The sequence below is a fragment of the Seohaeicola saemankumensis genome, assembly GCF_042678485.1.
GTDB classification, from domain to species: Bacteria; Pseudomonadota; Alphaproteobacteria; order Rhodobacterales; family Rhodobacteraceae; genus Seohaeicola; species Seohaeicola saemankumensis.
Genome location: NZ_JBHTKR010000008.1, coordinates 44,687 through 66,065 on the forward strand (window position 1 = coordinate 44,687; position 21,379 = coordinate 66,065).

General features: G+C 64.2%; 20 protein-coding genes and 1 other RNA gene. 13 read left to right on the forward strand and 8 right to left on the reverse strand.

What is annotated here, in order from left to right; genetic code table 11:
* Positions 1-219: 219 nt before the first annotated feature.
* The 4 genes from ACFQ3C_RS17810 to ACFQ3C_RS17825 all read left to right on the forward strand — a co-directional run bounded on the left by ACFQ3C_RS17810 (position 220) and on the right by ACFQ3C_RS17825 (position 6,666).
* Entirely contained in the window at positions 220-3,018 is a 2,799-nt protein-coding gene (locus ACFQ3C_RS17810; protein ID WP_380794733.1) for an Rne/Rng family ribonuclease, read from the forward strand.
* A 180-nt stretch (positions 3,019-3,198) separates the two neighbouring features.
* The gene (locus ACFQ3C_RS17815; RefSeq protein ID WP_380794735.1) at positions 3,199-3,951 is read left to right on the forward strand and encodes a cytochrome c biogenesis CcdA family protein; all 753 of its coding nucleotides are present in this window, start codon (positions 3,199-3,201) and stop codon (positions 3,949-3,951) included.
* Between the two features lie 79 nt (positions 3,952-4,030).
* Positions 4,031-5,287, forward strand: a complete 1,257-nt coding sequence (locus ACFQ3C_RS17820; protein ID WP_380794738.1) for a hypothetical protein — start codon at positions 4,031-4,033, stop codon at positions 5,285-5,287.
* A complete protein-coding gene (locus ACFQ3C_RS17825; protein WP_380794740.1) occupies positions 5,284-6,666 on the forward strand; it encodes a cytochrome P450 in 1,383 nt (460 codons plus the stop codon). Before ACFQ3C_RS17820 ends, ACFQ3C_RS17825 begins: the two co-directional genes overlap by 4 nt.
* 78 nt (positions 6,667-6,744) lie before the next feature.
* Here the strand turns inward: ACFQ3C_RS17825 and ACFQ3C_RS17830 are convergent, their stop codons facing one another.
* The 8 genes from ACFQ3C_RS17830 to ACFQ3C_RS17865 form a co-directional block, all read right to left on the reverse strand.
* Positions 6,745-6,972: a ribbon-helix-helix domain-containing protein gene (locus ACFQ3C_RS17830; RefSeq protein WP_380794743.1), complete on the reverse strand. Its 228-nt coding sequence runs from the start codon at positions 6,970-6,972 to the stop codon at positions 6,745-6,747.
* Positions 6,973-6,976: 4 nt separating this feature from the next.
* Complete coding sequence (locus ACFQ3C_RS17835; RefSeq protein WP_380794745.1) at positions 6,977-7,153, reverse strand: DUF4169 family protein; 177 nt, start codon at positions 7,151-7,153, stop codon at positions 6,977-6,979.
* Complete coding sequence (fumC, locus tag ACFQ3C_RS17840; protein ID WP_380794747.1) at positions 7,150-8,544, reverse strand: class II fumarate hydratase; 1,395 nt, start codon at positions 8,542-8,544, stop codon at positions 7,150-7,152. The genes ACFQ3C_RS17835 and fumC overlap by 4 nt, the downstream gene beginning before the upstream one ends.
* Before the next feature lie 101 nt (positions 8,545-8,645).
* On the reverse strand, positions 8,646-9,113 hold the full coding sequence (locus ACFQ3C_RS17845) for an SspB family protein (RefSeq protein ID WP_380794750.1): 468 nt from the start codon (positions 9,111-9,113) through the stop codon (positions 8,646-8,648).
* A gap of 96 nt (positions 9,114-9,209) precedes the next feature.
* The gene (gene chrA / locus ACFQ3C_RS17850) at positions 9,210-10,472 is read right to left on the reverse strand and encodes a chromate efflux transporter (RefSeq protein ID WP_380794752.1); all 1,263 of its coding nucleotides are present in this window, start codon (positions 10,470-10,472) and stop codon (positions 9,210-9,212) included.
* A gap of 3 nt (positions 10,473-10,475) precedes the next feature.
* A complete protein-coding gene (locus tag ACFQ3C_RS17855; protein ID WP_380794755.1) occupies positions 10,476-11,288 on the reverse strand; it encodes a chromate resistance protein ChrB domain-containing protein in 813 nt (270 codons plus the stop codon).
* 119 nt (positions 11,289-11,407) lie between these two features.
* Positions 11,408-11,758, reverse strand: a transfer-messenger RNA (tmRNA) gene (gene ssrA / locus ACFQ3C_RS17860).
* A 19-nt stretch (positions 11,759-11,777) separates the two neighbouring features.
* A complete protein-coding gene (locus tag ACFQ3C_RS17865; protein ID WP_380794757.1) occupies positions 11,778-12,521 on the reverse strand; it encodes a FadR/GntR family transcriptional regulator in 744 nt (247 codons plus the stop codon).
* A 124-nt stretch (positions 12,522-12,645) separates the two neighbouring features.
* Between ACFQ3C_RS17865 and ACFQ3C_RS17870 the strand changes: the two genes are divergently transcribed.
* The 9 genes from ACFQ3C_RS17870 to ACFQ3C_RS17910 all read left to right on the forward strand — a co-directional run bounded on the left by ACFQ3C_RS17870 (position 12,646) and on the right by ACFQ3C_RS17910 (position 21,326).
* Positions 12,646-13,380 (forward strand): DUF2182 domain-containing protein, encoded by a 735-nt coding sequence (locus ACFQ3C_RS17870; protein ID WP_380794808.1) that lies wholly within the window; start codon positions 12,646-12,648, stop codon positions 13,378-13,380.
* Between the two features lie 13 nt (positions 13,381-13,393).
* Complete coding sequence (locus ACFQ3C_RS17875) at positions 13,394-14,032, forward strand: DUF1326 domain-containing protein (RefSeq protein WP_068290039.1); 639 nt, start codon at positions 13,394-13,396, stop codon at positions 14,030-14,032.
* 27 nt (positions 14,033-14,059) lie between these two features.
* Complete coding sequence (locus ACFQ3C_RS17880) at positions 14,060-14,575, forward strand: DinB family protein (protein WP_380794811.1); 516 nt, start codon at positions 14,060-14,062, stop codon at positions 14,573-14,575.
* Positions 14,576-14,651: 76 nt separating this feature from the next.
* Complete coding sequence (gene acuI, locus ACFQ3C_RS17885) at positions 14,652-15,641, forward strand: acryloyl-CoA reductase (protein ID WP_380794759.1); 990 nt, start codon at positions 14,652-14,654, stop codon at positions 15,639-15,641.
* Positions 15,642-15,733: 92 nt separating this feature from the next.
* Complete coding sequence (locus ACFQ3C_RS17890) at positions 15,734-16,954, forward strand: aminotransferase class V-fold PLP-dependent enzyme (protein ID WP_380794762.1); 1,221 nt, start codon at positions 15,734-15,736, stop codon at positions 16,952-16,954.
* A 57-nt stretch (positions 16,955-17,011) separates the two neighbouring features.
* Positions 17,012-18,433, forward strand: coding sequence for a cryptochrome/photolyase family protein (locus tag ACFQ3C_RS17895; protein WP_380794764.1), 1,422 nt, complete (start codon positions 17,012-17,014; stop codon positions 18,431-18,433).
* 98 nt (positions 18,434-18,531) lie between these two features.
* A complete protein-coding gene (locus tag ACFQ3C_RS17900) occupies positions 18,532-19,740 on the forward strand; it encodes a class I SAM-dependent methyltransferase (protein ID WP_380794767.1) in 1,209 nt (402 codons plus the stop codon).
* Complete coding sequence (locus ACFQ3C_RS17905) at positions 19,741-20,181, forward strand: TrgA family protein (protein ID WP_380794769.1); 441 nt, start codon at positions 19,741-19,743, stop codon at positions 20,179-20,181. It begins immediately after the preceding gene.
* Positions 20,182-20,186: 5 nt separating this feature from the next.
* Positions 20,187-21,326, forward strand: a complete 1,140-nt coding sequence (locus ACFQ3C_RS17910) for an NUDIX domain-containing protein (RefSeq protein WP_380794772.1) — start codon at positions 20,187-20,189, stop codon at positions 21,324-21,326.
* Positions 21,327-21,379: the final 53 nt, after the last annotated feature.

Sequence of the window (21,379 nt, forward strand, 5' to 3'; positions counted from 1 at the left end):
GCGCCCCATGACAATGAGGGCGTCGGAGAAGAAACGCGATGAGGCGCGCGAGAGCAACCGATCCCATCCTGGTCCCCATTGGGGGAGCCGTGCACCTGTCGGTGACATGCAGGATGACCGGACGGTTCGCGCGCGCCGGATCCCTCGCCAATGATAGACACGTGACACAAGGTCTGCGCCCTCCGGGTGACAGGCCAGGTGCATGTGCGAATGGAAAAAATGGCCAAGAAAATGCTGATCGACGCCACGCACGCGGAAGAAACCCGCGTGGTCGTGGTGGATGGAAACAAAGTCGAAGAGTTTGATTTTGAATCTGAAAACAAACGCCAGCTTGCTGGTAACATCTACCTTGCAAAGGTAACACGGGTCGAGCCGTCGCTTCAGGCGGCCTTCGTGGATTACGGCGGAAACCGTCACGGTTTCCTGGCTTTCTCCGAGATACACCCGGATTATTACCAGATCCCCGTCGCGGACCGTCAGGCCCTGATGGCGGAAGAACACGCCTATGCCGAAGCGCAGCGCCGCGAGGACGAGGATGAAAAACCCCGTTCGAACCGCTCGCGGTCGCGGTCCGGGTCGCGCAGCCGGTCCGAAGCGGTGAAAAGCGATGATGCCGTCGCCACCCGCGACGCCGAGGCCGATGAAATTGCCGGGATGGAGACCATCGACCTTGACGAGGGCGAGGTGGCCGAAGGCACGTCCCCCATGGAAATCGTGAGCGAGACCCCGGTCGAAGAACCGGGCGATCAGCCCGAAGCCTTGGTTGAGGATGACGATACGGACGAGGATGACGGCGCTGTCGAGACTGTCGAGCGTGACGACAGCATCGAATCCGTGGCCGATGACGATGATGTCGAGGATATCCGCCCGACGCGCAAACCCCGCGCGCGGCGCTACAAGATCCAGGAAGTCATCAAGGTGCGTCAGATCCTGCTGGTGCAGGTCGTCAAGGAAGAGCGCGGCAACAAGGGCGCCGCACTGACCACCTATCTGTCGCTGGCGGGCCGCTATTGCGTGCTGATGCCGAACACCGCGCGCGGTGGCGGGATCAGCCGCAAGATCACCAACGCGGTTGACCGCAAGAAGCTCAAGGAAATCGCCAACGAGATCGACGTGCCGCAGGGCGCGGGTCTGATCGTGCGGACGGCGGGGGCCAAGCGCACCAAGACCGAGATCAAGCGCGATTACGAATACCTGCAGCGCCTGTGGGAACAGATCCGCGAGCTGACGCTGAAATCCATCGCGCCGGCCAAGATCTATGAAGAGGGCGACCTGATCAAACGCTCGATCCGCGACCTCTATAGCCGCGAGATCGACGAGGTTCTGGTCGAGGGCGAGCGTGGTTACCGTATCGCCAAGGACTTCATGAAGATGATCATGCCGTCCCATGCGGTGAACGTGAAGAACTACCGCGAGCAGATGCCGCTTTTCGCGCGCTACCAGGTGGAAAGCTATCTGTCGTCGATGTTCAACCCGGTCGTGCAGCTGAAATCCGGCGGCTATATCGTGATCGGCGTGACCGAGGCGCTTGTGGCGATCGACGTGAACTCGGGCCGGGCCACCAAGGAAGGCTCGATCGAGGAGACCGCCCTCAAGACCAACCTGGAAGCGGCCGAGGAAGTGGCGCGCCAGTTGCGGCTTCGCGACCTGGCCGGCCTGATCGTGATCGACTTCATCGACATGGACGAGCGGCGCAACAACGCGGCTGTCGAAAAGCGCATCAAGGACAAGCTCAAGACCGACCGCGCCCGCATCCAGGTGGGGCGGATCAGCGGCTTTGGCCTGATGGAAATGTCGCGCCAGCGTCTGCGCCCCGGCATGATCGAGGCCACGACCCAGCCTTGCGCCCATTGCCACGGCACCGGCCTGATCCGGTCGGATGACAACCTTGCGCTGTCGATCCTGCGCCAGATCGAGGAAGAGGGCGTGCGCCGCCGCTCGCGCGAGGTGCTGATCAAGGCGCCTGTCGCCATCGCCAACTACCTGATGAACCAGAAGCGTGAACATGTGGCCCAGATCGAGGGGCGCTATGGCCTGTCGGTGCGGATCGAAGGCGATCCCGGCCTGATCAGCCCTGACTTCACCATGGAGAAGTTCAAGACAGCAACCCGCGTCGTGGTCGAGGTGCCGCATGTGGTGTCGGGCGATGCCGCGCTGATGGACGAGGTCGAAAGCACGGTGTCCGCCTGGGATCTGGAAGAAGCCGAAGAGGCCGAAGCCGAAGCCGCTGCAAAGGCCGCGAACCGGACCGAACGCACCGAGCGTACCGAGCGCAGCCCCGAATCCCTGGACGAGGAAGGCAAACCCAAGAAGCGCCGTCGGCGTCGGCGCCGCAGCCGTTCCAAATCCGGTCAGGATGGCGATTTCGGCGCGTCGAATGACACGGACGAGGACGATCTGGACGAGGCCGAAGAAAAGTCGGACGCCGTCGCCACCGCTCAAGCGCCGCGATCCAAGCCTGTTGACACCGTGGCGGCAGCCGCAGTGGACGCGCGCGGAGCTGACGCGGAAGAGCCCGCAGCAGCACCGTCGGACGAGGCTGAAAAACCGGCCCGCAAGACCGTCAGTCGCACCCGGTCGGCCAGCAGCAAGGCTAAGTCTGCCGATACCGAGACGGCACCAGCCAAGGCCAAGGCACCCGCAAAGCCGAAGGCACCCGCCAAGCCGAAGGCGCCCTCAAAGGCGAGCGCGGCCAAAGCTGACGCGACTGTCTCCGATACTGGCACCGCAGCGGAGGCGGCTGAAAAGCCTGCCGCCCGCAAGCCATCGACGCGCAGCACCAGTTCCAAAGCGGCCAAGGAGGCGGCGGAAACCCCCGCAACCCAAGCCGCTGTGACTGAGGCGCCCGTGGCCGCGCATGCGGCTCCCGTGTCTGATGCCGCGCCTGCCGATGCTCCGGCGGCGGCAGCGCCGCAAGAGGCGCCGAAAGCGGCTGAAAAACCGGCCAGGACGACCGTCGAGAAGACCGAGGATTCGTCCAAGCCGAAGCGCAAGGGGTGGTGGTCTCTGGGCCGCTGAGCGGGCTGAAACCACTGTAAGCAGACCAGGAACCGCCCCCCAGGGGGCGGTTTCTTCATGTCGGCCAGGGTCGCAATCCTGCCCTGTCCTGCCGCCAGCCAGGTCGATGTCACGCATCGCCAACAAGGATGTGACAAGCATGCACGTGACCTTGCGGACGTGATGGCGTAAGGCTGACCTATGTTTGGAATCGAGATCATAGACGCGGGCCTTCTGCCCGCCATGTTCGTAGCGCTGCTGGCCGGGGTCATCTCGTTCCTCAGCCCCTGCGTGCTGCCTATCGTGCCGCCTTACCTGGCCTATATGAGCGGTGTGTCTCTGTCTGATCTGCAAACCGGGGGACAGGGCCGCAACCGCGCCATCCTGCCGGCGCTTTTCTTCGTGATGGGGCTGTCCACCGTCTTTTTGTTCCTTGGCTTCACGGCCTCCGCGATCGGGGCGGCTTTTCTGCAATATCAGGGCTATTTCAATACGATAGCGGGCGTTCTGGTGATGGCGTTCGGCGCGCATTTCATCGGGATCTACCGGATTTCCTTTCTGGACCGCGAAGCGCGTCTGGATGCCGGGGATCGCGGCGGATCGGCCTTTGGCGCCTATATTCTGGGGCTGGCCTTCGCCTTTGGCTGGACGCCCTGCATCGGCCCGCAACTGGGCGCGATCCTGTCCCTGGCCGCGTCCGAGGCTTCGGTGGCGCGGGGCACGCTGTTGCTGGGCGTCTATGCGGCGGGTCTGGGTATTCCCTTCCTGCTGGTGGCGGCCTTCCTGCCGCGCCTGACGGGTGTGATGGGGTGGATGAAGCGCCACATGGACCGGATCGAGAAGATCATGGGCCTGCTGCTCTGGACGATCGGTCTGCTGATGCTGACGGGCGGTTTCTCGGCGTTTTCGTTCTGGCTGCTGGAAACCTTCCCGGCGCTGGCCACCTTGGGGTGAAACGGGCCATCTTCGGGTCCGTCAAAAGTCTTACTCCGGCCCGAAAGCTGCGTTACTGTGACCTGGTAACGAGGTCCGGATGAGCAGTATGTCCCAACGACAGGTCGCGCGGCGCAGGGTGTTCTACGTGCCGGGCTATGATCCGATACATCCGCGCCGCTACCGCGAGCTTTATCGCAAGGAAGGGGCCGCACAGGCGGCAATTTCGGGCTACGAGATCGCGCTGCGGCCCAAGACCGGCGACGGCGCCTATGGCTGGCAGGTGGAGGGGCGTTTCGGGTCCCAGACTGTCGCGGCGGATGTCGAGGTGCTGATCTGGTCAGATATCGTGCGTGACAGCATGTCGAACTCGATCCCGGCGACCTATCAGCAATTGCTGGACACGGCATGGACCTATATCGCCTCCGGCGCGCTATGGCGGTTGATGCGGCTACGCAAGGGGCCGGTGATTGCGGCGCTCTATCCGGTCGTTTTCCTGCTGGCGCAACTGGCCTTGGCCTGTGCGGTGGCTTACGGCGTGGCGCGGCTGGGGACAGAGGCAATCCTGTGGCTGTTCGGGCCTGGGCAGACGGCCGCGTTCTTCGTCATGATCCTTGCGGTAGCTGCGCTGGCAGGGGGGTGCGCCTTGTTGGTCCTGCGCTGGTTTCGCGCCCGCGACAATCGGTTTTTTGCCTATTACCTGATGCATGATTACGCGCATTCCGCCTTGCTGAAAGGGGCCTATCCGCCCGAGCTGGAGGCGCGGCTGGCGGTGTTTGCCGATGCGGTCGCTGCGGCCTTGCAAGAGCCGTTGGACGAGGTTCTGGTCGTGGGCCATTCCTCGGGCGCGCATCTGGGCGTGTCGGTGCTGGCGGATGTCATCCGCGCGGGCCGCGTGCCTGCCGATGGTCCGCAACTGGCGTTCCTGTCGCTGGGGCAGGTGGTGCCGATGCTGTCCTTTCTGCCAGACGCGCAACGGCTGCGGGCGGATCTGCAATATCTGAGCGAGACTGACGCGCTGACCTGGGTCGATGTGACCGCGCCCGGCGATGGCTGTTCCTTCGCGCTCTGCGACCCTGTCTCGGTCACGGGGGTGGCGCGTCCGGGCAAACGCTGGCCGCTGGTCCTGTCGGCGGCCTTCACCCAGACCCTCAGCCCCGCGCGCTGGAAAGCCCTGCGCTGGCGTTTCTTCCGCCTGCATTTCCAGTATATGTGTGCCTTCGACCGGCCGGGTGATTACGACTATTTCGCGATCACGGCGGGCCCTGTCACCCTGGCGGATCGCTACCGTGGCCGCGCCCCGTCGAAATCCCGCATGGACCGGGCCGTGTCCGGTCACGTGACGGTCGCCCGATGACGGCGCTGCCACCCAAACCCGCCGTCCGCGCCGAACGCGTGTCGCTGCTGCGCTACATGCGCCTGTTCCGGCAAGATATCCTGTCGGCCCAGCCCGCGCGGCTGTATCGCGCCTGGATGGCCGATTTTCGCACGCCCTTCTTCCGGTCGGTGCTGGCGAACCAGCCCGAACTTGTTCGCCTGGTTCTGAAGGACAGGCCGAAGGACTTTCCAAAATCCATGCGCGTCGCGGAGGGGCTGCGCCCGCTGCTGGGCAATTCGGTCTTTCTGACCAACGGGGCGGCATGGGAGCGTCAACGACGTATCATCGACCCGGCGTTCGAGGGCGGACGCCTGCGTGATACATTCCCGGCCATGTGGCAGGCTGCGGAATCGGCAGTGGCGCGGTTGGGGCAGCAGGTGCGAGGCAGGTCCGATACCGGGATCGAGATCGAGGAGGTGACAAGCCACGCGGCCGCCGATGTGATCTTTCGCACGCTTTTTTCGATCCCGATCGAGAACAAGACCGCCACACGCGTTTTCACGGAATTCCGCGATTATCAACGCAGCCAGCCGATCCTGAACATCGCGGCCTTTCTGCCGCTGCCGCGGTGGATGCCCCGGTTTCACCGCCGCCGCACCCGGCAAAGCGCCGCCGCGATCCGGGGTCTGATCACGGCGCTGACGGCAGAACGGATGACCCAGATCGCGGCTGGCACCGCGCCGGACGATCTGGCGACCAAGATCATGACGACGGCCGACCCCGAGACGGGCGAGCGGTTCGACACAACCGAGATGGTGGATCAGGTCGCGATCTTCTTTCTGGCCGGGCATGAAACCAGCGCGTCGGCGCTGGCGTGGTGTCTGTACCTGGTTGCGATGTTCCCCGAATGGCAGGATCGGCTGGCCGCCGAGGCCGAGGCCCTGACGCAGCCCGATTTCGCGGTGATGTCGCGCCTGCGCCTGAGCCGGGACGTGTTTCGCGAGGCGCTGCGTCTTTACCCGCCCGTGCCCATGATGGTGCGCGAGACAGGCTGTCCCGAGCGGCTGCGCGAGCGCGACCTGCCCAAGGGAACGCAGATCGTGATCAGCCCCTGGCACCTGCATCGGCACACGCGGCTGTGGGACAATCCCGATGGGTTCGATCCCGCGCGATGGGCCACCGAGAACGGCAAGACCTGTCTGCGCGATGCGTTCATCCCGTTTTCGGCCGGGGCGCGGGTGTGTACCGGGGCGGGATTTGCCATGGTCGAGGGGCCGCTGATCCTGTCGATGTTGCTGCGCCACTTCAGATTTGAAGTCGTGCCCGGCAAAGTGCCCGTGCCGGTGGCCCATCTGACGGTGCGGGCAAAGGACGGGATCTGGCTGCGCGTGTCGCCGCGTCATCCGGCGCGCCCGTGACAGCAGGGACCAAATCGCGTGAAAAGAGAGAAAAGCACTGTCATCTGGACAGTGTGGCAGGATCACATGAAGAGCCGGTTAATCCCGCGCCGCCTTGCGGAAATGTTGAAGAACATAGACCCGGATCGCCGAGGCCAGCCCCGTGTCCGGATCGCGCGTTGCATCAATTTGTGACGCCAAGGCGTTGACTGCAATATCTTTTTCAGCGGCTATGTCGCGGAACGCTTGCCAGAATGCCGGCTCCAGCGTGACGCTGGTGCGATGCCCGCGCAGGGTCAGCGAATGTTTTTGCGGACCCGCACCCATGGTTTCAAGGCTCTTTCCGATGCGCGTCGAGCGCCTTGCGGGATTGGTCCGCGCGGGCCTTCTCCAGCTCTTTCTCGGCCTTGGTGCGGCCGAATTTTGCCGCGTTTTCCTGAGCGCGGGCCTTGGCTTCGGCCCGCGCCTTTTCTTTTCTCACACGGTTCAGATTGACCGGTGTGCTCACCCTTTGGGTCCGATCATGTCTTCGGGACGCACGACGCGGTCGAAGGTTTCGGCATCGACCAGACCCAGCGCGATTGCCTCTTCCTTGAGGGTCGTGCCGTTCTTGTGCGCGGTCTTGGCGACCTTGGTGGCATTGTCATAGCCGATCGTGGGCGCAAGTGCCGTCACCAGCATCAGCGATTCCTTCATCAGCTTGTCGATCCGCGCCACGTTGGCCTGGGTGCCCACAACCATGTTGTCGGTGAAGCTGGAGGCCGCATCGCCCAGAAGCTGCATGGATTGCAGCACGTTATAGGACATCATCGGGTTGTAGACGTTCAACTCGAAATGCCCCTGCGAGCCGGCAAAGCCCACGGCGGCATCATTGCCCATCACATGGGCGCAGACCATGGTCAGCGCCTCGGCCTGCGTCGGGTTGACCTTGCCGGGCATGATCGAGGATCCGGGCTCGTTCTCGGGCAGGATCAGCTCGCCCAGGCCCGAGCGGGGGCCGGAGCCCAGCAGGCGCATGTCATTGGCGATCTTGAACAGCGATCCCGCCACGGTTTTCAGCGCGCCCGAGAACATGACCATCGCGTCATGGGCGGCGAGGGCTTCGAACTTGTTGGGGGCCGTCACGAAGGGCAGACCGGTGATGGCCGCGATTTCGGCGGCCACGTTTTCGGCAAAGCCCTTGCGCGTGTTCAGCCCGGTGCCGACAGCGGTGCCGCCCTGGGCCAGTTCGTAGATATCGGGCAGGCAGGCTTCGACCCGTTCGATGCCCTTGGCGACTTGGTGGGCGTATCCGCCGAATTCCTGACCCAGCGTGAGCGGCGTCGCATCCTGCGTATGGGTGCGGCCGATCTTGATGATATCCTTGAATTCCTCGGATTTCGCGGCCAGTGCGCCATGCAGCTTGCGCAGACCCGGCAGCAGCGTGTCGCGCGCCATCATGCCGATGGCGACATGCATCGCGGTGGGGAAAGTGTCGTTCGAGGACTGGCCCATGTTGCAATGGTCATTGGGGTGCACCGGCGTCTTGGAGCCCATCTGACCGCCCAGGATTTCGATCGCGCGGTTCGAGATCACCTCGTTCGCGTTCATGTTCGACTGGGTACCCGAACCTGTCTGCCAGACCACGAGGGGGAAGTTGTCATCGAACTTGCCCTCGATCACCTCGGTTGCGGCTTGCTGGATGGCCTTGGACAGGGTGGGGTCCAGATCATCGAAGCCTTCGTTCACGATGGCGGCGGCCTTCTTGATCACGCCAAGCGCGCGCACGATGGCCACGGGCTGGCGTTCCCAGCCGATCGGGAAATTCATGATCGAGCGCTGCGTCTGTGCGCCCCAGTACTTGTCTGCCGGAACCTCGAGAGGGCCGAAGCTGTCGGTCTCGGTGCGGGTGGTCGTCATGGCAATGCCCCTTGCGATTACTCTTGCCCCCTCATACCGGAACGGGCGGCAAGATCAATATTGCATGCGGTTGCATACCAGGGCGGATCGGGCTGTGCGGGTTACTTGCGGAACCGGTCCAGCCTGACGACCTCGGCTTCCCTCTGGCCGCCTGGCGGGCCGCTGGGATCGTGATCGTCGCCGTCGTCATCATCTTCGGATTCGTCATCATCAAGACTGTGGGTCTCGAAGCGCAGGCCGAATTCGACGGAAGGATCCACGAAGGTCTTGATCGCGTCATAGGGGATATAAAGCGGCTCGGGCTGGTCTCCGAAGTTCAGCGTCACGGCAAAGCCGTCGCGCCGGACCTCGAGGTTGTCATACCAGTTCTGCATGACCACCGTCATTTCGGTGGGGTAGCGGTCGCGCAGCCAGTCAGCCAGCAGCGCCTGCGGATGAGTCGTGTCGAAGGTGATGAAGAAATGATGCGCGCCGGGCAGGCCATGATCAGCCACATCCTGCAACACTTCCTGGATCAGACCGCGCATCGCGCGATGCATCAGGTTGCCGTAATCGATGGTGCGCGACATTGAATAATCCCTGGATCAGATGAGGCCAGCATAGGGGATTCGGAACGAAACAAAAGACGGGGACACAAAAAAAGCGATCATGCCCGCAGGCGCGGGTCAGACGGGGACAAGGCTGATGGCGTAACCCGCCAGGGCCATTACCGCCAGAAACACCGGAAGCGGTAACGCCAGTCGCAGTTGGACCAGAAGGGCCAGCGCGGCAAGCAGGGCCGGCTGCCATTGAAAGCTGCTCCAGTCGGGCAGCGGGCCGAGCCGGGTAGATGTCACGCGGGCAAAGAGCACATGCAGCGCGAACCAGAGCGACAGGTTGAGAATGACCCCGACCACGGCGGCGGTGATGCTGGCCAAGGCCCCGCGCAGCCTTGGGCGGTGCGCCAGCGCGTCGATGTAGGGTGCGCCGGTGAATATCCATAAAAAGCAGGGGGTAAAGGTCATCCAGAGCGCGACAATGCCGGCCGCGATGCCCAAGGCGGCGCCGCCTTGCGCGATCCCGGCAAGGATGCCCACGAATTGCGTGACCAGGATCAGCGGGCCGGGGGTCGTTTCGGCCAGCCCCAGCGCGTCGATCATCTGCGCCGTGGTCAGCCAGCCGAAATCGGTGACGACGGTCTGCGTCATGTAGGACAGCACGGCATAGGCGCCGCCAAAGGTCACGATGGCAAGGGTGGAAAAGAACAGCGCCAGATCGGCCAGAACGCCGCCTTCGAAACCGATCAGCAGCGCCAGCGGCACCAGCCACAGGGTCAGCCAGAGGCCAGCGGTGGACAGGGTTTGCCGCAAGGGCACGGCGCCTGATGGCGGGGCAGCGGCGCGTGCCCCGTCGGCGGCCTGCCTGCCGCGCCACAACCCCCAGAAGGCCGCGGCGGCGATGATCGCCGGAAAGGGCAGTTGCAGCGCGAAGATCGCCAAGAAGGAGGCCAGGGCCAGCGCCACGTCCTCGCGCCCGCGCAGGGCACGTCGGGCCAGTCCGCGCAACGCCATCAGCACGATCACGACGACAGCGGCCTTGATCCCCAGAAACAGCGCCTGAACCACCGCGAGCTGGCCATAGCTTGCATAGGCCAGCGCCAGTGCAAAGATAACCATGGCCCCGGGCAGCACGAACAGCAGCCCCGCGATCAGCCCGCCCATCGTGCCGCGCAAGCGCCAGCCCGCGTAGGTGGCCAGCTGCATCGCCTCGGGGCCGGGCAGCAACATGCAAAAGGATAGCGCGCGCAGGAATTCGGCCTGATCAAGCCAGCCCCGCTCCTCGACCAGTTCGCGCTGCATCAGCGCGATCTGCGCGGCAGGCCCGCCGAAAGACAGAAGGCCAATGCGTCCGAAGACGCGGATCAGGTCAGGCGTGGAGATTGCCGGCATCCGTCAGGTCCTTGCCGCGGGCCAGTCATGGCCTTCCTCATGTCCGTCACGTGCCCAACGATAAAGCGAATCGTAGAGGATCATTCCCGCGTCCAGCTGTGCATGATCGCAGCGATACTGACGCGACAGGCCCACGGACATGGCCAGCAGCCCGGCTGCGGCAGGATGAAGATCATGCCGATTGGTATCCGCGCCGCGCACGACCAGCGCCAGGCGGTGCAGGGCAGGCGAGGTCAGGCCAAAGGTCTGGAGCATCGTGTCAAAGGTGCAGGTATCGGCCCGGTGGCTGAAGACGACGCCTTCGACATCGAAGGGCGTCGCGCGGAACCGGTCAGCGACGGCGGCGACTTCGGCAGGTGAGACGAACAGAAACCTTGCCGCGGGATCGACGAAGCGGCGGATCAGCCAGGGGCAGGCGATCCTGTCCACCTTGGGGCGGTGCCGCGTGACCCAGAGCGTTGCGCCCTCTACCGGGTCGGGCAGGGCCGCAAAGGGCAGCGATTGCGTGCCCTCGGCGGCGCGCCAGGCCTGCATGCCGCCCTGGAGATATTCGGCCTGCAGCCCCTCGGACGCAAGCCAGGCCACAACGCCCTGGCTGAGCTTGCGGCCCTTCTGGCACAGGATGACCGCGGGCTTGCCGTCAAGGCGACGGATCAGGCCGGGGATATCGCTGTGCGAATGGCGGAAAGCCCCCGGAACAAGGACAGGCGCGGCGTCGAAATCCTCTTGCAGGCAGATGTCCACAATCGCGGGGCAATCGGGCGTGCCGATCAGGCGATTGAGTTGGGACACGGTAATTTCACGGGTGCTGGGCATGGCACATCCTCTGTCACGTCAGTGGATGCGACTTTGGGCCTTGGCCTCACGGGGCAGTCGCGGCAGGCCCCCTGGGGACATCTGCACGTTTCCGCACGGCCCTGTCAATATGGGAATGAAGTGCAGGCTTCTGTTGCCAGGTGCCTGCGAACCCCGCCTTAAGCTGCTAGGCCCAAGGGCTTAGTTTTCGGTTTCTCCGACCGCTTACGCGGCCATTGCCACCGGAGCACGATTGTCATTTGCAATTGTACTTTTCGGACCGATAACGGTGGTACCTCACCGAGACAAAGCATACCCCTTTAGACGTTCGTCGATCCTGTTTCAGCCCCATTGCCGTCAAATGAACGGGTTTTGGTGGAGCTGCCGGGTACCGCCCCCGGGTCCGATCCGCTTATTACGAGCGCGTTTATGTCCATAGTCTGTTGCCAGACAGTTTCTATATAGGGCAGGCGCGCGCGGTTTTGAAGGGGGCAAATGCGGGATGCCGACCTAGGCTGCGCCGCCCTTGGCGTGCGCGGCCATCACATCGCGCCCAAGGGTCAGCGTGTAATCGGCAAGCTCGCTCAGCGCGGCATCCGCGGCGCTGGCATCCTGCGCCTGGATTGCATCCACGATGCGCGTGTGCAGACCAATGATCGCCCCGCGCGACCGGGCGGTGAAGGTGATCATGTTCATCAGGGGCTGCATGGCCTCGACCGCGCCTGCCAGATGATAGGACAGGACGGGATTGCCGGCCCCATCCACCAATGCGCGATGCAGGGCCACATCCGAGGCGCAGAAATCCTCGTCCGAGAGGCCGGGGCGGGACTGGCGCGCGATCTCGGCGCGCATCCTGTCCAGATGATCCTGCGCGCGCCTGGCAGCGGACAGCGGCGCGCAGGCGCGTTCCAGCGCATAGCGCGCCTCGCAGGCGACATCGAAGCTGACGGCGTTCATCGACAAGAGCAGGGTCGAGGTGGTGATCTGCTGGCCGTATGCCTCAGCGAAGGACAGCCGGTTGATGAAGGCGCCGCCGGTCGCGCCGCGCTGGGTGCGGATCAGGGATTGCGCCGCCAGCCGTTTCAGCGCCTCGCGCACCGTGGGGCGGGAGACGGCGAAATGTTCGGCCAGTTCCGACTCGGAAGGCAGGCGCGCATCCACGATCAGCTTGCCTGACACGATCTCGTCCCGGATCGCGGCGGCGATCTGGGCAGACAGGTCCAGGTCCTTGGGGCTTGCGTGGTCCAGTTTCATTTGTCTGACAATTGGGGCTTTACGCGGAAGGTAATTGTCTGACAATTTAATTGCAAGCGGAAGGCGGCGGGTTGAGTCGCGGCCTTCGGAGGAGGGGGCCATGCTGTCAGACAGGATCAGGGCGATGGGCGCGCCGCATTGGCTGGCGCTGTTCGCGGCGATCCTGGGGGCCTGGGTGATCCTTTATGCGATGGCGCTGCCGGCTGATCTGCGCGCCTCGGCCCGCATTTTCGGGGCGGAGTTCTGGGAAAGCCTTTGCACCGTCACGCCGGATGCGGCCGGGTTTGGCCGCGTCACCCTGATGTGGGCCCTGATGGTGGCGGCGATGATGGCGCCCACGGCGCTGCCCGCCTTTGCCACCTATGATGATCTTGGCCGCAGCACCCAGACCCGGTTCGGCCTGCTGGTGGCGGGCTACATGGTTGTCTGGCTTGGCTTTTCCGTTCTGGCGGCCGCATTGCAGATGGCCTTGTTCGGCGCGGGCCTGATCAGCGCCTTTGGCGACAGCCTGTCGGTCTGGCTGTCGGCGGGCTTGCTGCTGGTGGCGGGGCTTTACCAGTTCTCGCCGGTCAAGGACGCCTGCCTGAGCAAATGCCGCGCGCCGCTGACATTCTTCATGGCGCATTGGGAAGAAGGCGCGCTGCGCAACGGGGTCAGGCTGGGGCTGGTCTGTCTGGGCTGCTGCTGGGCGCTGATGCTGCTGGCCTTCGTGGGCGGCGTGATGAACATTGCCTTCATGGGGCTGGCGACCCTGATCATGGTTTTCGAGAAACTGCCCCGGTTCGGCCGTGTCCTGACCCGGCCTCTGGGGGCAGTCTTGATCATATCTGCTGTTATTCTGGCGCTCGGCGCCGTCTGAAGGAGGAAAAGACATGGCTTTGGATCAGAACGCGGTGGGCACGGTGCCTTGGGCGATCAAGGGGGAATTGATCCTCAACTGCAATTGCACGGTGTTCTGTCCCTGCGTCGTGTCGCTTGGCAAACATGCGCCGACGGAAGGGTACTGCCAGGCCTGGTCGGGTATCCGCATCGACGAGGGCCATTACGGCGACGAGGATATCAGCGGGCTGAACGTGGGCCTGTTGCTGGAGATCCCCGGCCTGATGTCGCGCGGCAACTGGAAGGCGGCGGCCTATATCGACGAGCGCGCCTCGGACGCGGCCTATGAGGGGTTGGTCAACATCTTCTCGGGTGCGGCGCGCGGCACGACGGGTCTGTTCAAGGTTCTGGTCAGCGAATTCCTGGGCGCCGAACGCGCGCCGGTGATTTTCGAGACGGAAGGCAAGGCGCGCCGCCTGATGGTGGGCAAGGCGATCCAGGGCGAGATCGTGCCGGTCGCGGGCAAGGACCCCGACCAGGAAATCGTGGTCACCAATACCGAATACTGGATGGGCCCCGATATCACGGTGGCCACCGCCACCAAGGGCCGCGTGCGCGCCTTCGGCCGGGTCTGGGATTTCGATGGCCGCAGCGCCGAGATCTGCCAGATCGACTGGCACGGGCCGCGCTGAGCCGATGGAAACGGGCAGGGGGTGTCGATGATCAATCCGGGCTATGTCCTGACCATGGCGCGCTATAACGCCTGGCAGAACAAGCAGCTGATGGTTGCGATGGAGGGGCTGTCGGATGCGGCGCTGCGCGCGGATCGCGGGGCGTTCTTCGGGTCGATCCTGGCGACTGCGAACCATCTGCTGTGGGGCGACCAGATGTGGATGGCCCGTTTCCAGGGAACGGAACTGCCAGCCGGCGGGATCGCGCAATCGACCACGCTGCATCCCACCTTCGCCACCTGGAGCGCCGCGCGCTTCCGCATGGACGGGCGTATCCTGCTTTGGGCCGAAAGGGTGACCGCGCTGGATCTGGTGGGGGATCTGAGCTGGTACTCGGGTTTCATGAAACAGGATGTGACACGGCCCAAGGGCGCGCTGATCGTGCATATGTTCAACCACCAGACCCATCACCGGGGCCAGATCCATGCGATGCTGACGGCGGCAGGGGTCAAGGCGCCGGTGTCGGATCTGTTCTTTATGCCCGAGGACGGGCCCTGGCTGTGAACGACGGATCTTGAGTATTTGAAGAACGATGAAGGCGAGGGCCGACCCCTTGCCGATCACTGGAAGGAGAAGAGCCATGTTCAACGCATTGGTTGTCGAAAAGGACGAGGACGGAAAAACCAGCGCCTCGGTGCAGCGGATCAGCGAGGCGGACCTGCCCGAAGCCGAGGTGACGGTGGCGGTCGAGTATTCCACGGTCAACTACAAGGACGGGCTGTGCATCGGACCGGGTGGCGGATTGGTGCGGAACTATCCGCATGTGCCGGGGATCGACTTTGCCGGCACGGTCGAGACATCGTCGGATGCGCGCTACAAGCCCGGTGACAAGGTCGTGCTGACCGGCTGGCGCGTGGGCGAGGCACATTGGGGCGGCTATTCCCAGAAGGCCCGCGTGCGGGCCGACTGGCTGGTGCCGTTGCCCCAGGGGCTGAGCACGCGGCAGGCCATGGCCGTGGGCACCGCCGGGTTCACCGCGATGCTGGCGGTGATGGCGCTGGAGGATCACGGGCTGAAGCCGGGCCATGGCGAGGTTCTGGTGACGGGTGCGGCCGGCGGGGTCGGATCGGTTGCGGTCGCGATCCTGGCGGCGCTGGGGCATGATGTGGCCGCCGTGACCGGACGGCCCGAAACCGAAGCCTATCTGCGCGATCTGGGCGCCACCCGGATCGTGCCGCGAGAGGAGCTGGCCGAGACGGTGAAGCGGCCGCTGGAAAGCGAGACCTGGACCGGTTGCGTCGATGCGGTGGGTGGCGCCATGCTGGCGCGCGTGCTGGGGCAGATGAAATACGGCGCATCCGTTGCGGCGGTGGGGCTTGCGGGGGGCGCCGGCCTGCCTGCCACGGTGGTGCCGTTCCTGCTGCGGGGCGTGAACCTGCTTGGCATCGACAGCGTCATGCAGCCCTATGCCAACCGTCTGCGGGCCTGGGAGCGGATCGCGCGCGATCTGCCGATGGACAAGCTTGAGGCGATGATCCAGCCCGCGACACTGGCCGATCTGCCGGAACTGGGCGCCGAGATCCTGCGCGGTCAGGTGCGCGGCCGTGTCGTGGTGGATGTGAACGCCTGACCTTGCGGCAAGCACAATCTTGCGTCGCCCCGTCAGCTTGACGCGGGGCGACGCTGGCATCAGTCTGCGCGCAAAGACCGACGGGGGACAAGATGATGCTGGATGTGGATTTCGTGCGGGCGCAATTCCCGGCCTTCGCCGTGGACAGCCTTCGCGGTCAAAGTTTTTTCGAGAACGCGGGCGGCTCTTATCCCTGCCGTCCCGTGATCGACCGGCTGACCCGCTTCTATACCGAGCGCAAGGTGCAGCCCTATGGCCCCTATGAGGCCAGCCGCCTGGGTGGCGCCGAGATGGACGAGGCGCGCACGCGCCTGTCTGCCATGCTGGGGGTCGAGCGGGACGAGCTGTCCTTTGGCCCGTCCACCACGGCCAATACCTATGCGCTGGCCCAGGCCTTTCGCCAATGGATGAAACCGGGCGAGGCGATCGTGGTCACCAACCAGGATCATGAAGCCAATTCAGGCCCCTGGCGCAGGCTGGAGGCCGACGGGATCGAGATCCGCGAATGGCGGCATGACCCCGAGACGGGCCATCTGAACCCCGAAGATCTGGAGCCGCTGCTGGACGAAAGCGTGCGCCTGGTATGCTTTCCGCATTGCTCCAACGTGGTGGGCGAGATCAACCCGGTGGTCGAGATCACCGCCATGGCCCATGCGGCGGGCGCTTTCGTCTGTGTCGATGGTGTCAGCTATGCGCCGCATGGCTTTCCCGATGTGGGGCTGATGGGGCCGGATATCTACCTGTTCTCGGCCTACAAGACCTATGGGCCGCATCAGGGCCTGATGGTTGTCCGCCGAGCGCTGGGGACCCAGTTGCCCAATCAGGGGCATCATTTCAACGGCGAGGCGCTGTACAAGCGCTTCACCCCTGCGGGTCCCGATCACGCGCAGATCGCGGCCTGCGCCGGAATGGCCGATTACATCGACGCGCTGGCGGATCATCACGGGCTGCAAGGCACGCCCGCAGAGCGCGCCACGGGCGTGCATGACCTGATGCGCGCCCATGAGGTGCGGCTGTTGCAACCGTTGCTGGATCACCTTGGCGCCAAGAACTCGGTCCGGGTGCTGGGGCCGCGCGATGCTGTCAGCCGTGCCCCCACCGTGGCGATCGAGACGCGCCATGCGGGCCGCGATCTTGCCGAACGCCTGGCACCGTTCGGGGTGATGGCGGGGGGCGGCGATTTCTATGCGGGGCGCGCGCTACAAGGCATGGGGGTCGATCTGGCCAAGGGCGTGCTGCGGCTGAGTTTCGTGCATTATACCGATCAGGCCGACATGGATCGGCTGATGTCGGCGTTGGACGAAATTCTTTAATCCGATCAGCGGTCTGGCCCGTATCGTTATCAAAGCAATAACAAGGCGGCTTCTCTCGTGTCGGATACCTCACCTGTAATTCTGTGGCTCCGGCGTGACCTGCGGCTGACCGATCACCCGGCGCTGTCGGCGGCGGTGGCGCAGGGGCGTCCGGTCATCCCCGTCTTCATCCATGACGATGCCCTCGCGGAATTGGGCGCGGCGCCGAAATGGCGGCTGGGCCTGGGGCTGGAGGCGCTGGAAAAGGCCCTGCGCGACAAGGGCAGCCGCCTGATCCTGCGGCGTGGTCCGGCGCTGGACAGCCTGCGCGATCTGATCGCCGAAACCGGCGCGCGCGCGGTCTACTGGTCGCGGCTTTATGATCCCCAGGCGCAAACCCGCGATGCCGCGGTCAAGGACGCGCTGAAGGCGCAGGATATCGAGGCCCGCAGCTTTGGCGGCCATCTGATGTTCGAGCCATGGACCGTGGCGACCAAGACCGGCGGCTATTACCGGGTCTACACGCCGATGTGGAACGCCGTGCGGGGGCGTGAGGTGGATGCGCCCTTGTCCGCCCCGTCACGCATTCCCGCGCCAGATGCCTGGCCTGCGTCGGATACGCTGGACAGTTGGCGGATGGGGGCCGCGATGAACCGGGGCGCGGATGTGGTGCGCCCGCATGTCAGGCTGGGCGAGGGTGCGGCACAGGACCGTCTTGCGGAATTCATCGACCGATGGGTCGGCGTGTATGACAAGACGCGCGACCAGCCGCATGTGGCCGGCACCTCGCTGTTGTCGGAAAACCTGGCCCTGGGCGAGATCAGCCCGCATCAGTGCTGGCACGCCGGGCAACGTGCCCTGGCCGAGGGCAAGGCGGGGGCCGAGACATTTCTCAAGGAACTGGTCTGGCGCGAGTTTGCCTATCACCTGATGTATCACACCCCGCATCTTTTGACGGGTAACTGGAAGCCCGATTGGGACGCCTTTGGCTGGAACGAGGATGAGGATCACCCCCATGTCATCGCCTGGAAACAGGGGCGCACGGGGATACGCTTTGTCGATGCGGCCATGCGTGAGATGTATGTCACCGGCCGGATGCACAACCGGGGCCGGATGATCGTGGCCTCTTATCTGACCAAGCACCTGATGACCCATTGGAAGATCGGTCTGAAGTGGTTCGAGGACTGCCTGATCGACTGGGATCCGGCATCCAATGCGATGGGGTGGCAATGGGCGGCGGGGTCCGGGCCCGATGCCGCGCCCTATTTCCGGGTGTTCAACCCTGTCACGCAACTCGACAAATTCGATCCGAAAGGCAATTATGTCGCGCAATGGATCGCCGAGGGGCGCAAGACACCGTCGGACACCGCGTTGTCCTATTTCCGCGCGATACCGCGCCACTGGGGACTGACGCCGCAAGATCCGTATCCGGCGCCCGTCGTAACGGCGGAAGATGGGCGCAAGGCTGCCTTGGCGGCCTATGAAAACCGCGGGTTCTAGGTGCTTTTGTTCGAGCTGTCGCAAAACCGGGGTCAACCCGAAACTTGAGCGGGTCGTCCCGCGTATATAAAAAGAAGACCTGCCTGATGGAGACGCGGATGATCCTGACAAGTACCGACAATCAATCCAACCTGCCACGCTATTTCGCGCGCGGTTTTGCGGTGGCGCAACGCCTGACCAACGGGCGGTTGGACATTGTCCTGCCCGATGGGCGCGTGTTCCGGGCAGAGGGCAAGAACCCCGGCCCGGTCGGCGAGTTGCACATCCACAATCCCGATTGCTTCGCGCGGCTGATCCGCGAGGGGGATCTGGGCTTCAGCGAGGCCTATCTGGATGGCTGGTGGAGCACGCCGGACCTGATGGCCTTCATGGACCTGATCCATGCCGATAATGACGCGATCTTCGACGGCTATCCGGGCATGGTCTTTGTGCGCGCCTTCGAGCGGCTGCGCCATTTCCTGCGGTCGAACACCAAGAAGCAGGCGCGCAAGAACATCAGCTATCACTACGATCTGGGGAATGATTTCTACGGTCTGTGGCTGGATGACACGATGACCTATTCCAGCGCCATGTTCGAGAGCGGACAGGAAAGCCTGGAAAAGGCGCAGATCGCGAAATATGCCTCGATGGTGGATCAGATGGGCGCGCAGCCGGGCGATCACGTGCTGGAAATCGGCTGTGGCTGGGGCGGGTTCGCCGAATATGCGGCCAAGGAACGCGGATTGCGCGTGACCTGTCTGACCATCTCGAAAGAGCAGTTCAACTATGCCGTGGATCGCATTGAAAAGGCTGGTCTTTCGCATATGGTCGATTTCAAGTTGCAGGATTACCGCGACGAGAAGGGCGTCTATGACGGCATAGCCAGCATCGAGATGTTCGAGGCTGTGGGCGAGAAATACTGGCCCGTCTATTTCGACACGCTGCGCGAGCGGTTGCGTCCGGGCAAATGTGCGACGCTGCAGATCATCACGGTGCAGGATCACCGCTTCGAGCTTTATCGCAACGGGGTGGATTTCATCCAGAAATACATCTTCCCCGGCGGTATGCTGCCATCGCCTGCCGTGCTCAAGCGCGAGGTGGAGCGTGCGGGGCTGACCTTTTCGCGCTCGATCGAATTCGGGGAAAGCTACAGCCAGACCCTGCGCCGCTGGTATGACACGTTCAACGAGAAATGGGACCAGGTGGCCGAGCTTGGCTTTGACGATCGGTTCCGCCGGATGTGGAATTATTACCTGACCTCTTGCGCTGCGACGTTCCATAGCGGAAATTGCGATGTGACGCAGATCACAGTGACAAGGCCCGGATAAATGCTGACAGCTCCCCGACTGGTCGCGGCCCTCATGCTGGGCATGGTCGGATTTCTGGGGTCCGAGCTGATCAAGCCGCTGATGCCCGAGGGGACGCAATTCGGCTGGTTTTCCCTGCTGAACCTTGGCCTTGGCGTGATCACCGGATGGGTTGTGATCGGGTCACGGATCGGGCGCGGCATCGTGCCTGCGATCAACAATGGCCTGACCGGCGCCGTGGCGCTGATCTTCTGGGGGCTGTTCACGCAGGCGGGCTATGAAATGCTGCGCCTGTCCCTGCGCCGGCGCTATGACGGGCCCGTCGAGGCTTTGACCGATATGTTTCGCATCGGCATGGATCATGCCCAGACCATGGCGACCCTGCCAGTGCTTGGGACCTTGTTGATTGGCGGTGCCATCGCCGCGGTGCTTGCGGAAATCTCCTCTCGGTACTGGCGCTGACCGGCATGACGGCGCTTTTTGTCTATGGCACGCTGCGGCATCTGCCGCTTCTCGAGATGGTGGTCGGCCATCCGGTGGACGCGCGACAACTGGAACAGGCGGTGCTGCCCGATCATCTGGCGCGGTGGGCGCAGGGGCAGGCGTTTCCGATCCTGGTGCCCGAGACCGGCGCGCAGGCCAATGGGCTGTTGCTGACCGGCCTCGGCGACGCGGATATGGCGCGGCTGAATTTCTACGAGGGCGGGTTTGGCTATCATCTGGCCCTGCGGCGGGTGCATACCCAGACGGGCGTGACCGAGGCGCAGGTCTGGTTTGCCGATGCGGGGCTTTGGCAGCCGGCAGATGCGTTTGATCTGACCGACTGGCAAGCGCGCTGGGGTGCGATCAATGTCGCCGCCGCGTCAGAGATGATGGACTATTTCGGTCACCGCGATCCGACCGAGATTGCGCGGATGTATCCGATGATCCACGCCCGTGCGGCATCAAACGTGGCAGCGCGCCTGGCCGGGCCGCAGACAGATCCGGCCCTGCCCGGCAGCGGGATGACCCGCGCCGATGTCACGCCGCAGGGTCTGGCGCGACCCTATGCCGATTTCTTCGCGGTGGAAGAACATCACCTGTCCTTTCGCCGCTTTGACGGGACGCAAAGCCCGGTGGTCAAGCGCGCGGTCTTCGTGGCCGCGGATGCGGCGATCCTGCTGCCCTATGATCCGGTGCGCGACAGTGTCCTGCTGATCGAACAGTTCCGCGCCGGTCCCTATGCGCGGGGTGACCTGTCGCCCTGGCCGCTGGAACCTGTTGCCGGCCGGGTCGATCCGGGCGAGACCCCCGAACAGGCCGCGCATCGCGAGGCCGGGGAAGAGGCGGGGCTGGTGCTGCGCCATCTGGAGCGGGTCAGTTCAAGCTATCCCTCGCCAGGGTCCACATCCGAGTTCTTTCACATCTTCGTCGGCCTCTGCGATCTTGGCGACCGGAGCGCCGATCTGGGCGGCGTTGAGACGGAAGACGAGGACATACGCAGCCATATCCTGTCTTTCGCGCGGTTTCAGGACCTGCTGGATCGTGATCTTCTGACCGTGGGGCCGCTGGTTCTGGCCGGGCACTGGCTTGCAAGACACCGCGCGCGGTTGCGCGCGATGCCTTGAGTTCCGGCCCCCGGATGCCTACTAGATGTCAGGTAGGGGCCAAGGCCCGAAAC